We start from the raw sequence: 12,399 nt of genomic DNA, 5'->3' as shown, positions 1-12,399 counted from the left end.
TGTGCAGTACAGACGAGGTCCACGCGCAGACCCATCACGAAAGGAGCATCTGATGAAGGACTCGACCAACGACAGCGGCGCGTTCGAACACGCGCCGGCGGCCTCGCCCCTGCAGCGGCGCGAGCAGGAGGGCGGCGAGCTCTCCGCGATGCTGGACGGATCGCCGCGGCAGCTGGCGCAGCGACGGCGCATGGATGCAGCCTTCGGTCCGGTCGCCCAGCGCGAGACCGGGCTCGATGAGGAGGAACTGGGCACGGCACAGGCGAAGGTGGCGCAGCGCGCGACCGACGAGCTCGATGAGGACGAGCTCGGCACCGCGCAGGCCAAGGCCGCGCCGGTGCAGCGTCAGGAGAACCGGACGGGCATGCCGGACGGCCTGAAGTCGGGACTGGAGTCGCTGTCCGGCGCGGACCTGTCGGACGTGCGGGTGCATCGGAACTCCTCGCAGCCGGCGCAGCTGAATGCGCTCGCCTACGCGCAGGGGAACGACATCCACCTCGGCCCGGGTCAGGAGCAGCACCTCCCGCATGAGGCCTGGCACGTCGTGCAGCAGCGCGAGGGGCGCGTGCAGCCGACGATGCAGATGCAGGGCGTCGACATCAACGACGACGTCGGGCTGGAGTCGGAGGCGGACCGGATGGGCGACCAGGCGCTGAGCATCGGGCGCGACGGTTGAGGGAAGCCGGGCTCCTCAGGGACTCGGCGAGGCTCCCCACCGTCGTCAGTCCGGTGCTCACCTCGCCGCCATCTCGGCGGCGATCAGGCCCATGTCGTCAGCGTCGATCTCGATCAGTCCGAAGCGGAAGGCGTAGCCCCAGTTCGACTTCCCGGCCGTGAACGCGAGGCGATCCAGCAGCGGCTGGATCGGCGCCTCGCGGACGGACGCCTGCCAATCGACATCGCGCCGGAACGGGCGGAAGCCGCCGCCCATGTCGACCTCGTAGGCGTCGCCGTCGCGCACCGTGCCGAGCGCGGTGAAGCATTGGAGACGGTCCTTGCCGCCCATCTGCGTGGCAGGCGAGTAGTAGGCCACCCGGTCGCCCGGCCGCACCCGGCGCAGCGGCGCGACCTTGCCGTGGCAGACCTGCATGAAGCCCTCGGCCCGGCCGCGGCGGACGTGCTCCGCCGAAGCGACGGCGATCCACGAGCGCGGCTGCCGGACGACTGCCTCGTCGAACAGCGCGCTCATCCCCGCGCTCCCGGCGAGAACACGCGCAGGCGGTGTCCATCGGGATCGGTCGCCGTGAAGGTGTAGCCGAAGTCCATCTCAGTCGGCGTCTGCAGGATGGGAAGCCCGAAGGTCTTCCATGCTTCGAATTGCGCGTCGACCGCGGCCGCGTCCTGGACCGCGAAGGCCAGTTCGCTGCCGCCTGCGGGAGTGGCCGCGGGCTCGACGCCCGCCGAGGCCCACAGGCCCAGCATCACGCCGGAGTCCAACGCGAACATCGCGAAGGTGGGCGAGTTCTCGACGGGCGGCTTGCCGAGCAGGCGCGTGTAGAACGCGCTGCTCTCGGCCGGGCTGGCGACGTACAGGAGGATGAAATTGGGATGGCTCATGACAGGTTCCTGGCTGGTTGATGCAGCGGATGCTAGGAACCCGGTCTGTCAATTTCCGTCAGCAGCAGCGATGCCCTCGCGTTCCCGCCAGGCCTTCAGCAAGGCGGCCTTGCGCTCGGGATAACGCTCTTCGATCAGCAGGGGATCGGTGACGCGATCGGTGCGGAAGCTGCGGATCTCCTCGCGCAGCTCACACCAGGCCACGAGCACCTGCACCCGGTCGAAATAGCCCAGCGCGAAGGGCCAGACCGTGCGCTCGCTGTCCTTGCCCTTGAGGTCGCGATAGGCGATGCGCAGCTTGTGCTCGTGGCGTATCGCGCGGCGGATCAGCGACAGGACGTCGCGGTCGACGTCCGGCGGATCCGAGGGACCGGGGAGCAGCGAGGTGTTGTCCAACTCATGGCGCATGGCCGGCGGCAGCACGGCCGCGATCTTGGCCAACGCGTCGCGCGCCGCGATGCTCAATCGCGCATCGTTGCGACCCGCCACCCAGCGCGAGCCGAGCACGAGCGCCTCGACCTCGTCGACGGAGAACATCAGCGGCGGCAGGACGAAACCTTCGCGCAGCACATAACCCAGGCCGGGCGCGCCGTCGATGCGCGCGCCTTGCGATTGCAGGGTCGCGATGTCGCGGTAGAGCGTGCGCAGGCTGATGTCCAACGCGGTCGCGAGTGCCTCGCCGGTGACGGGGCGACGGTGGCGGCGCAAGGTCTGGATCAGGTCGAGCAGGCGGGCGGAACGGGACAACTCAGTCCTCCAGGGGGTCGGGGAGATTGGCGGGAGGATAGGTGCTTTCGCGCCACTTGCAGTTGAGCAAGACCTGGCCCCACGCGCTCACGCGTGGCTCCGATTCAAGACCTGTTCAAGACCTGCCCCAAGTCCAGCCCGCCGCTTGGGCCGCGCCCACGGCGGCACCGTGGTATCGCTACCACGCGCGATACGACGTGACTCGTTTTTGTCATTTCTCTTAATGCGAATCACTCTCACCTGCGTTAGAGTCCCGGCCGAAAGTCACCTCCTACCTCTTCCGGACACCTCGATGAAGCAGCAATTCCTGATGACCGCGTGCGCCCTGGCGGCGTCCCTCGCGATCGGCGACCTGGCCTACGCCCAGGACGCGACGCTCGACAAGATCGTCGTGACCGGCAAGCGCGCGAACCGCGTCTCCAAGGGCGCGACCGGCCTGCCGATGGACATCAAGGACACGCCGCAGACGATCAGCTCGATCGACCAGGAAGACATGGCCAACTTCGGCGTGACCGGCAGCAACGACGCGCTGGCGCTGGCCACCGGCATCAACGTCGAGCAGTACGAGACCAACCGGGCGACCTTCAACGCCCGCGGCTTCGAGATCCAGCTGACCCAGGTCGACGGCCTGGGGATGACGAACTCCTGGGGCACGGTGGTCGGCAAGGAGGACACCTTCCTGTTCGAGCGCATCGAGCTGATCCGCGGCGCCAACGGCCTGCTGACCGGCGTGGGCAACTCCTCGGGCACGATCAACTACATCCGCAAGCGCCCGAAGAACGAGGACAGCGGCGAGTTCAACGTCAGCTTCGGCTCCTACGGCAAGAAGCGCGCGGCGCTGGACTACAACAAGGTGCTGACGGAAGACGGCTCGTGGGCCGGCCGCTTCGTCGTGGCGACCGAGGACAAGGATTCCTACCTGCGCGACCTCAAGGACAAGCGCACCTCGGTCTACGGCGTCGTCGACGGCCAGATCGGCACGAACGGCGTGCTGACCGTGGGCATCACCGCCGTGGACGCGAAGCAGGACTCGCCGATGTGGGGCTCGCTGACGCTGCTGCGCTCGGACGGCTCGCAGGCGGAGTTCCCGGTGGGCTCGTCGACCTCGCAGAAGTGGACCTACTGGAACACCAAGTCCTACAACGCCTTCGCCGAGTACACGCATCAGCTGGGCAAGGACTGGGAAGCCAAGCTCACCTACAACTACCGCCACAGCAACGAGGCGACGCGGCTGCTGTATGCCTACTCGCAGACCGGCGTGCTGAACGCCGACGACACCGGCCTGATCGGCTGGCCGTATCGCAGCCAGGGCAGCACGGACGACCGCATCCTGGACGGCAACGTCACGGGCCAGTTCAACGCCTTCGGCCGCGCGCACACGGTGCAGTTCGGCGCCAGCCGCTCCAAGTCCACGAACGAGACCGACACCTACACGGCGCTCAGCAACAACTTCCTGCCGCTGCCCGCCTTCCCCTACGGCGGCGACGTGTACCCGGAACCCGCCTGGGGCGCCCGCGCCCCGGCCACCAGCGGCGGGCAGACGCTGACCCGCCTCTACGGCGCGACGCGCCTGTCGCTGACCGACGCGCTGAAGACGGTGCTCGGCGTGAACGCCGCGCGTCTCGTCCGCGAGGGGGGCTCGCGCTACGGCAGCAGCGGACAGCTGCTGGACCCGAAGACGCAGAAGGTCAGCCCCTACGTCGGCGTCACCTACGACATCACGCCGGACCTGATGACCTACGTGTCCTATTCGGACATCTTCCAGGCGCAGGAGCAGTCGGACATCCGCGGCGACCAGCTCGCGCCGATGAAGGGCGTCAACGCCGAGGCCGGCGTCAAGGCGGAATGGCTGGACAAGGCCCTGCTGACGACGGCGGCGGTGTTCACGGCCAAGCAGGAGGGGCTCGCGACCTTCGGCGGCACGTTCGTCGGCGGCGCCAACAACGGACAGAGCTGGTACGAGCCCAAGGACGTGAAGTCCAAAGGCTGGGAAGTGGAAGCCACCGGACGCGTCGGCAAGGACACCAAGCTCACCCTGGGCTACACCCGACTGATCCTGACCGGCCCGGACGGCAACGACATCTACGAATGGGTGCCGCGCCACACGGTGAACTTCCGCGCGGACACCCGCGTGACTATGCTGCCGGCGCTGCGTGTCGGCCTGGGCGGCCGCTGGCAGTCCGCGGTGAGCAAGATCGGCAGCGCCACGCAAGGCGCCTACGTCGTGGCCAACGCCTTCGCGTCCTACGAGCTGTCCAAGGCCGCCACGCTGCGTGCCAACGTCAACAACCTCTTCGACAAGAAGTACATCGGCGGCCTGGCCTACGGCGCCATCTACGGCGCACCGCGCAACTACGGCGTGTCGCTGGACTACAAGCTCTGATCGACGCGCGCTCGACGCGCGTCTGAGAGGTTCCTGAAGCTCCTGCAATTCATGACCCGGGCCGAGGCTCGGGTCTTTTTTTGCCAGCCGTTCAGCCCTCTCCTTCGGCTTGCCCCTGGCCCGACTCAGGGGCGCTGCAGACCGCAAGCAGCCATGAACCGCTCCAGCGCATCGAGCGCCCCCTCCCCCACGATCGCGGCGACGTAGCCATCCGGCCGCACCAGGATCCAGTCGCCGACTTGCGGCGCGTAGGCGTTACGGAGATCGCCGTGCTCATCGACGTAGTCGCCGCCATCGCCGGCCTCGCCGATCGCGTGGATGCGCAGGCCGGCTCTCGCCGGCACGAGGCCGAGCGAGTTCAACGCCGTCCGTGACGTCCCGTACGCCAGCAGCGTCCACTGCGGCCCCCTGAACAGCTCGAACAACCGCGAGCCCTGCCCCGCTGCGCCACGCAGGCGCGCATCGGGTGCGCGGTCGCCGGCCAGCAGGCCGCGCTCACGCGCCGGCGCTTCCAGCGCGAGCGAGGAGTCCGGATACCCGATGTCGAGCTGGTGCACGTCGCGACCACGCCGGTTGTCTCCGCGCTTGGCTGCGTCGAGCAGACGGGACGACAGCTTCAGCACGCCCTCGGCGACCGGCCGGCGCTCTTCCTCATACGTGTCGAGCAGCGCATCCGGCGCGCCGCGCAGCACGGCGCCCAGCTTCCAGCCCAGGTTGTAGGCATCCTGGACGCTGGTGTTGAGGCCCTGCCCGCCCGTCGGCGGATGGATGTGCGCGGCGTCGCCGACGAGGAACACCCGACCCACCCGATAGCGATCGGCCAGACGCGCGTTCATGTTGTAGGCGGAGGCCCAATACACGGCCTCGATGCGGATGTCGTCGCGGCCCGAGCGGTCCTTCACCATCGCGTTGAGCCCGTCGACGCCGAGGTCGACCTCGCCCTCCAGCGGCACCGGCGCCTGCAGCTGGAACAGCGCCGTCCCCGCCAGCGGACAGAGCGCGAGCTGCCGCGCCATCGATCCGTCGTTGAACTGGTGCCACGCATCGCGCGGCAATCCGGTCAGGGTCACGTCCGCCACCACGGCGCGCACGCCGAGCGTCTTGCCCGGGAACTCGATGCCCAGCTGCTTGCGCACGTCGCTCCGACCGCCATCGGCGCCGACGAGGTAGCGCGCGCGGATCCGCTTCTGGCGGACGGCCCCGCCGTTCCCGTCGGCTCCGACGGCCACCCGTGCGGTGACGCCCTCCTCGTCCTGCTCGAAGTCCACCAGCGCGCATCCATAGCGCGGCGCATGGCCGAGTTCCGCCAGCCGCTCGCGCATCGCCGCCTCGGTGAGGAACTGCGGCACCATGAGCGCCATCTGATGCGGCTCGGCCGACGTCGGCGGCGAGGTCTCGAAGGCCGTCTCGGTGACACTGCCGTCCGCCGCATGGTGACGCTGCGGCGGATATGGCCCACCGGTCGCCACCAGCCGCTCCAGCAGGCCGAGGTCTTCCAGCACCTCCTGCGTGCGCGGCTGGATGCCTTTGCCGCGCGAACCGTGGAAAGGCTGGGATGCCTGCTCGATCAGTTGAAAATCGACACCCCGACGGGCGAGGTCGATGGCGAGCGTCAGGCCCGCCGCGCCGGCGCCGACGATGAGGACCTGGGTGGTGTCAGGCAAGGTGCCGGGCAAGGCGCCAGGGAGGATGGATTCGTTCATGTCGCTCCAATTGAGTGTAGTTTGCACATAACTGAAGGGATGGTATGCCGGCTCGAAAGAATGTGCAAGATGCACATATGTCGACCCAACTGAAGGCGCTGCACGGCGCGCTGATCCGCATCGCGAGCGTGATGAACCGCCCGCGCAACGACGAGCGTCTGATCGAGGAAGCGGGCGTGCTGCTGGACCGGGCGCTGTTCCCGCTGCTCGTGGGCATCGAGCGTCTGGGCCCGATCGGCGTGGTCGACCTGTCCGAGCGCGTGGGGCGCGACTACACGACGGTGAGCCGCCAGGTGGCGAAGCTGGAGTCCTTGAACCTGGTCAGCCGCCAGAAGAGCGCGCAGGACAGCCGCGTGCGCGAGGCCGTCGTCACGGCCGAGGGTCAGGCCATGACCGATCGCATCGACACGGCGCGCCAGCGCATGGGCCGGGAGATCTTCGGCGAGTGGAGCAAGGAGGAGCTCGACGACCTCGTGCATCTGATGACGAAGTTCGTCGACGCGCTGGAGGGCGCGACCGAGTCGCGCTGAAGCCCGGAACGCAAGACGCCCGCAGGACTCGCATCCTGCGGGCGTCTGTCGGCGATCGTTGACTGCCGAGGCCGCTGGCCCTCACCCCCCACCCTCTCCCGCAAGCGGGAGAGGGAGCAGGCAAGGCCCAGGCGGTTCTTCAGGGTGGCTCAGGGAAAGTTCGTCACCGTCGGCGTGAACGACGCGTTGCAGCCGGTCTGCGCGCCGGTGTTGTTGATCACGTGCACGATCCCGCCGTTGTTGCCCAGGCAGACCGAGATCATGTTGTGGAAGCGCACGTTGCCGTTGACCGGCGCCTCGATCGCGCGGTCCAGCAGGATGCCGCCGTTGGTGAACACGCTGTAGACGCCCAGGCCCCAGGCCTCATGGCTGGTGACGTTGTCGGCCACCTTGTACGAGGCCCAGCCGCGGCCCGTCGGGCTGTTCCAGCCGGCCTGGCTCTGCGGGTCGTACGGGATCTCCGATTGATAGAAGTACACCCGGCCGCCGTTGCCGTTCCAGACCACCTGATGCTTCTGGAAGTGCTCGACGAACAGCCCGTACATGGTCACGTCGTTGCCGTTGACCCAGAGGCCGTTCTCCGACGGGTTCTGCGTCCAGCCCACGCCGGCGCCGTGGTCGGCGCGCCAGAGCCAGGTGTGATCGACGATGGTGTTGTTCGCGTTCACGCTCAGCGCAATGCGGACCTTGCCCGCGGCCGCGCCGCCGATGCGGAAGAACAGGTCGTGCAGCACCGTCGGATTGGCCGCGTGGTTGGCGGCGGCGCCGTTCGGGCCGACCTCCAGCAGCACGCCGGACTCCGTCGCGCCCGCGTCGAAGAACAGGCCTGAAATCGTCAGGCCGTCCACGTCCGCCGTCTGCATCAGCGGCTGGCCGTTGTCCGAGCGCAGCGTCGGGAAGCCGATGCCCAGCACCACCGTGTCCGGGTTGTTGACCCGCAGCGGCTGCGTCAGCACGTAGGTGCCAGGTGTGAACAGCAGGTGCCTGCCGGCCGCCAGCTGCGTGTTGATCGCGGCGGCGGTGTCGCCCGGCTTGGCGATGTAGAACTGCCCGATGGGCACCGTGCGACCCGGCGTCGCGCCGCCGTTGTTCCAGGAGATGCCGCTGCTGTTCTGGCGCAGCGCGGGCACGCGCACGGCGTAGCTGCCGTCGGTGTCGATGAAGAGGAACGGCTTCTCCCGGATCACCGGCGTCTGCGCGATCTTGGTGTAGCGCTGGCCCGCGGTCGGGAAGCTCCCCGCCGGCGCGTTGGGCACGCCGACGAACACCATGTTCCAGTTGGAGCCCGTCCAGCTGCCCCACTGGCTGTTGCGCGAGATCCATTGCTGCTGGCTGGCGGAGTTGACCTGCCCGTCCACCAGCACGTCGGAGAACCAGCCGCCGCTGGACCAGCCGCCGTTCTGGTTGAGCTTGATGTTGCCGCGCACATGCATGCGCCGGAACGGGATCGCCTGCGAGACCGCCCACTGCATCGTGTTGTTGCCGATGCCCAGGCTCGGCGTGACCGAGAAGTTCTCCGCCCCGCGCCAGAAATTCTGCGTCGCGTTGTCGCCGCCCAGGAAGGCGTTGGAGCGCAGGTCGCCGTTGACGTGGACCTGGTCCGGATGGCTGCCCAGGCCCAGCACCTGCGTGTAGAAGCCCACCGGGATGCGCAGGTTGTTGTAGGTGCCCGGCGTCAGCAGGATGGCGTCACGGCGCGGACCGAAGTGATTGGGCTGCTGCGCGTTGTAGATGCCGTCGATCACGCCCTGCAGGTTGGGCGTGGTCGGGCTGACGATGTGCACGCTGGACCCGAAGTCCGGCGGCGTGCCGGTCGTCGGCGGCGGATTGGTCGGCGGCGGTGTCGTCGGCTGGTCGGCGATGACGAACTGCTCCCAGGCCTGGACCGCGTTGCGGTTGGCCACGAGCACGCCGCCGAGGTTCAGGTCGGCGGAGACGTACTGCCCGTTGGCCGCCGAGCGCAGCGCCACCGTCCCGTTGGACTGCGGCACCACGGTGAACTGCTCCCATGCGTCGGCGGTGCGCCGGTTGGCGATCAGGCGGCCGGTGTTGGGCTGCGTCAGGTTGAGGTCGGCGGAGACGAAGTTCCCGCTGATGCGCGCCCGGAAGGACACCGTGCCGTTGCCGTTGTTGACGACGTCGAACTGCTCCCAGCTCTGCGCCGCGCCCGCCGTCGCGGTGAGGTAGGACGTGCCGGTCGCCGTCGCGCTCACGAAGTTGTTGTTGGCCACCGCGCGCAGCGTGGCCGCGTCGGCGTCCTGCGCCGACAGCGTCAGCGCGGCGATCCAGCCCGCCGCGACCAGCGCGTGCACGGGCCACGCCCGTTCCTGATTCCATGCCATGACGAATCCTCCTGAAAGTGGCGCGAGTCTAGGAAGAAGAAATACCAGTTGAATACTCCGACCGTGTCCGGCTGTTTCCGCTCGACGGTCGGGAATACCCCATTCCCACCCGATTTCCCCTTTCCTCCCCCTCTCATTCCCCCGCTCATGACAGACCGGCCCGGAACAAATGTTTTCAAACCTGTCAATTCTCCGCCCTAAAGAGGTAGGAAGATCCGCCACACGAGAATCGGCCTGATCCGCCGTTCGTCGGATGGTCTTCAATCCCTTACACATCAATGGCTTCCGCCGCTCGTCGGCGTGAATGCACCGCTCAGGTGCCGCCGTCCCATATTCGAGCCTCAGGTCTGACATCAGCGCTGACGGCTGGCGATGTTTTGCAGTATCAGACACAGTTCGATACCGCCTTCGCATACTGCTTGTCACAGCACCCGGCTCCTGCTGTTCCTACATTCCGCCACTGGTTTCATGGTGGTTTTATCGCGAACAACAAGCCCGCACGCCCACCGGTGCGAGGACAGCAGGAGTGATTTCACATGCGTACTGGACAAATCAAGGCGGTGGCGCTGGCCGCCGCGCTGCTGGCCGCGGGATCGCAGGCCCAGGCGGGCACGATCGTCGCGCCCTACTTCTTCACCTGGGGATTCGGTAGCGGGTCCTACGGCATCAAGACGCTGAGCGAAGCCAAGTCCAAGGCCGGCATCGACGCGGTGACGCTGGCCTTCGGCGTGTCGGGCGGCGGCTGCACGGTGGGCGGCGGTCTGGAAACGACCGTCAGCAACCCCAGCTTCCAGGCCGACATCAAGGCCTACATCAAGGCCGGCGGCCGGGTGATCCTGTCCTTCGGCGGCGCCAACGGCACCTACCTGGAATCGACCTGCTCGGTGAACGACCTGGTCGCGCAGCTGCGCCGCCTGATCGACGCCAACGGCACGCGCTCCATCGACTGGGACATCGAAGGCGGCCAGCTCGGCGACACGCGCCTGAACGGCGTGCGCAACGCCGCGATCCTGCAGTTGCAATCGATCTATCCGGACCTGTACACCTCGTTCACGCTGCCGGTGGTGCCCTACGTCAACGCCAACGACACCGGCGGCCTGCAGCGCGAAGCGGTCGAGCTGCTGCGCGGCGCGTCGCAGTCGGGCGTGAAGATCAGCATCGTCAACCTGATGACGATGGACTACGGCAGCTACTACAGCGGCGGCAAGAAGATGGGCGACCTGGCCATCTCCGCCGCCACGCAGACCGTGGCGCAGCTGAAGTCGCTGTATCCGGCCAAGACCGACGCGCAGCTGTGGGCCATGATCGGCATCACGCCGATGATCGGCCAGAACGACGTGGCGTCCGAGACCTTCACCCCGGCGGATGCGGTGACGGTGGCCAACTTCGCCAGGCAGAAGGGCGTGGGCCTGCTGTCCTACTGGGCCGCGCAGCGCGACCGCGTGGGCAACGGCGCCCTGGGTGAATACAGCCGCGCCAACACGCGCGACTACGAATACTGGCAGGCCTTCGCCGCGGCGAAGAGCGGCACGCCCACTCCGCCGCCGGCCCCGCAGCCGCCGGCTCCTGCCCCCTCCCCCACGCCGGCTCCGAGCCCGAGCCCCGCGCCTAGCCCATCGCCCGCTCCCGCGCCGAACCCCGGCACCTGCGTGGCCTGGGCCGAAGGCAAGACCTTCACCGCCGGCCAGGTGGTCAGCTATCAAGGCAAGACCTACAAGGCGCTGGTGACCCACACCGCGTGGGTCGGCACCGGCTGGAACCCGGCCTCGACGCCGTCGCTGTGGACGCCGACCTCGGCGAGCTGCGGCGGCTCGCCGGCGCCTGCGCCCGCTCCGACACCGGCGCCGTCGCCGGCTCCCTCGCCTTCTCCCGCACCGTCCCCGGCTCCGTCACCCTCGCCTGCGCCGTCGCCCAGCCCCGCGCCGGCGCCTTCGCCCGGCGGCGCGCTGACGCTGCCCGAAGCGCTGAAGGCCGTGCAGACGCGCCGCGTCTACGTCGGCTACTACCCGACCTGGAGCGACAACTGGTTCGACGCCACCGGCAAATCCGCCAACGACGTCTACAAGGCCAGCAAGTTCGCGCGCACGCCGGCCACCTACACCCACGTGATGGTGTCCTTCGCGGATCCGGCCTTCTCGTGGGCGGGGCTGTCGGCCAACACCTTCTCGGGCACCGGCATCAACTTCAACGCGACGCCGCGTGACATCAAGGCCGCGATCGACGTGCTGCACCAGCGCAACCAGAAGGTCATCCTGGCCGTCGGCGGCGCGACCTACAACAACTGGGGCACGCTGGCCGCGGAAGGCGCGGCCGGCAACGGACCGACCATCAACGCGCTGGCGAAGATCCAGTCGGAGCTGGGCTTCGACGGCCTGGACGTGGACTACGAGACCGACGGCGACGTCGACCGCTACGCCAACGTCATCAAGGCGCTGCGCCGCGCGGTGGACATCGCCGGCAACGGTCGCGTGCTGACGCTGGCCGGCTGGTCGACGGGCGCGGACTGCACCTCGGCGACCTCGGCCGATCCGAGCTGCTCGGGCCGGCTGTCGTTCTGGGGCGGCAACGCCGGACGCGAGCGCGCGGTGGTGCGCAAGTTCCCGGCCGTGGCCAACATGCTCGACATGGTCAACGTGATGAGCTACGACGCGCGCTTCGAGAACTACGACGGCGTGACCGCGTACAACGACTACCGCTCGCTGTTCCCGGCCAAGACCATCGTGTCCATCGGCCTGGAGCCGTCGCCTGAAGGCTGGGCCGGCGGTCTGCTGGTGGTCAACGACGCCGACGCGCAGTGCACCGGTTCGCGCAACCTGAAGAGCCAGTACGGCGCCAACCTCAACCAGCCGTACTCGGTGCAGCGCTACACGACCGCGGTGCTGAACGGCAGCGCGTCCAACCGCAATGCGCGGGACGGCGCGATGCTGTGGGCCATCATCAAGACGGGCGGCGGCACCTGCGGCTCCGCGCCGCTGGCAACACCTGGCACCGTCGGCCAGAAGGTCGGTTCGTCGTTCGGCCTGACGGCGGATCCGCTGCTGCAGTCTTCCGAGTGGAAGTAAGTCCGCGGGGATGACGCGCCCCTCGGGGCGTCGTCCGATCCGCACCCCGGGCGCGCCCATCCGGTACGCCCGACC

General features: G+C 68.4%; 9 protein-coding genes. 4 read left to right on the top strand and 5 right to left on the bottom strand.

Annotation, left to right across the window (positions count from 1 at the left end; all coding sequences use genetic code 11):
- Window positions 1-52 precede the first annotated feature (52 nt).
- On the top strand, window positions 53-676 hold the full coding sequence (locus ABE85_RS26790; protein WP_197507204.1) for a DUF4157 domain-containing protein: 624 nt from the start codon (window positions 53-55) through the stop codon (window positions 674-676).
- A gap of 57 nt (window positions 677-733) precedes the next feature.
- Here the strand turns inward: ABE85_RS26790 and ABE85_RS05185 are convergent, their stop codons facing one another.
- The 3 genes from ABE85_RS05185 to ABE85_RS05175 are packed head-to-tail and all read right to left on the bottom strand — an operon-like array spanning window position 734 to window position 2,304.
- Window positions 734-1,189 (bottom strand): EVE domain-containing protein, encoded by a 456-nt coding sequence (locus tag ABE85_RS05185; protein WP_067270769.1) that lies wholly within the window; start codon window positions 1,187-1,189, stop codon window positions 734-736.
- Window positions 1,186-1,557: a VOC family protein gene (locus ABE85_RS05180; protein ID WP_067270767.1), complete on the bottom strand. Its 372-nt coding sequence runs from the start codon at window positions 1,555-1,557 to the stop codon at window positions 1,186-1,188. Before ABE85_RS05180 ends, ABE85_RS05185 begins: the two co-directional genes overlap by 4 nt.
- 48 nt (window positions 1,558-1,605) lie before the next feature.
- On the bottom strand, window positions 1,606-2,304 hold the full coding sequence (locus ABE85_RS05175) for a YafY family protein (RefSeq protein ID WP_067270764.1): 699 nt from the start codon (window positions 2,302-2,304) through the stop codon (window positions 1,606-1,608).
- A gap of 292 nt (window positions 2,305-2,596) precedes the next feature.
- Here ABE85_RS05175 and ABE85_RS05170 point away from each other — a divergent pair, with 292 nt between their 5' ends.
- Window positions 2,597-4,687 carry a TonB-dependent siderophore receptor gene (locus tag ABE85_RS05170; RefSeq protein ID WP_067270761.1) on the top strand — a complete coding sequence of 697 codons (2,091 nt, stop codon included), beginning with the start codon at window positions 2,597-2,599 and terminating at the stop codon, window positions 4,685-4,687.
- Window positions 4,688-4,812: 125 nt separating this feature from the next.
- Here the strand turns inward: ABE85_RS05170 and ABE85_RS05165 are convergent, their stop codons facing one another.
- Entirely contained in the window at window positions 4,813-6,390 is a 1,578-nt protein-coding gene (locus ABE85_RS05165) for an FAD-dependent oxidoreductase (protein WP_067270757.1), read from the bottom strand.
- 77 nt (window positions 6,391-6,467) lie between these two features.
- Between ABE85_RS05165 and ABE85_RS05160 the strand changes: the two genes are divergently transcribed.
- A complete protein-coding gene (locus tag ABE85_RS05160; RefSeq protein WP_231993233.1) occupies window positions 6,468-6,920 on the top strand; it encodes a MarR family winged helix-turn-helix transcriptional regulator in 453 nt (150 codons plus the stop codon).
- 149 nt (window positions 6,921-7,069) lie between these two features.
- Here the strand turns inward: ABE85_RS05160 and ABE85_RS05155 are convergent, their stop codons facing one another.
- On the bottom strand, window positions 7,070-9,262 hold the full coding sequence (locus ABE85_RS05155; RefSeq protein WP_067270750.1) for a coagulation factor 5/8 type domain-containing protein: 2,193 nt from the start codon (window positions 9,260-9,262) through the stop codon (window positions 7,070-7,072).
- A 536-nt stretch (window positions 9,263-9,798) separates the two neighbouring features.
- Here ABE85_RS05155 and ABE85_RS05150 point away from each other — a divergent pair.
- Window positions 9,799-12,324, top strand: coding sequence for a glycosyl hydrolase family 18 protein (locus tag ABE85_RS05150; protein ID WP_157521952.1), 2,526 nt, complete (start codon window positions 9,799-9,801; stop codon window positions 12,322-12,324).
- Window positions 12,325-12,399: the final 75 nt, after the last annotated feature.

Source organism: Mitsuaria sp. 7 (assembly GCF_001653795.1).
Classification (GTDB): Bacteria; Pseudomonadota; Gammaproteobacteria; order Burkholderiales; family Burkholderiaceae_C; genus Roseateles.
This window is presented reverse-complemented; position numbering and strand designations above follow the sequence as displayed.

Bases quoted from the DNA above. Each gene is read 5' to 3' on its own strand.
- ABE85_RS26790 (WP_197507204.1), top strand. From the start codon at position 53: ATGAAGGACTCGACCAACGACAGCGGCGCGTTCGAACACGCGCCGGCG.
- ABE85_RS05185 (WP_067270769.1), bottom strand. From the start codon at position 1,189: ATGAGCGCGCTGTTCGACGAGGCAGTCGTCCGGCAGCCGCGCTCGTGG.
- ABE85_RS05180 (WP_067270767.1), bottom strand. From the start codon at position 1,557: ATGAGCCATCCCAATTTCATCCTCCTGTACGTCGCCAGCCCGGCCGAG.
- ABE85_RS05170 (WP_067270761.1), top strand. From the start codon at position 2,597: ATGAAGCAGCAATTCCTGATGACCGCGTGCGCCCTGGCGGCGTCCCTC.
- ABE85_RS05165 (WP_067270757.1), bottom strand. From the start codon at position 6,390: ATGAACGAATCCATCCTCCCTGGCGCCTTGCCCGGCACCTTGCCTGAC.
- ABE85_RS05160 (WP_231993233.1), top strand. From the start codon at position 6,468: ATGTCGACCCAACTGAAGGCGCTGCACGGCGCGCTGATCCGCATCGCG.
- ABE85_RS05155 (WP_067270750.1), bottom strand. From the start codon at position 9,262: ATGGCATGGAATCAGGAACGGGCGTGGCCCGTGCACGCGCTGGTCGCG.
- ABE85_RS05150 (WP_157521952.1), top strand. From the start codon at position 9,799: ATGCGTACTGGACAAATCAAGGCGGTGGCGCTGGCCGCCGCGCTGCTG.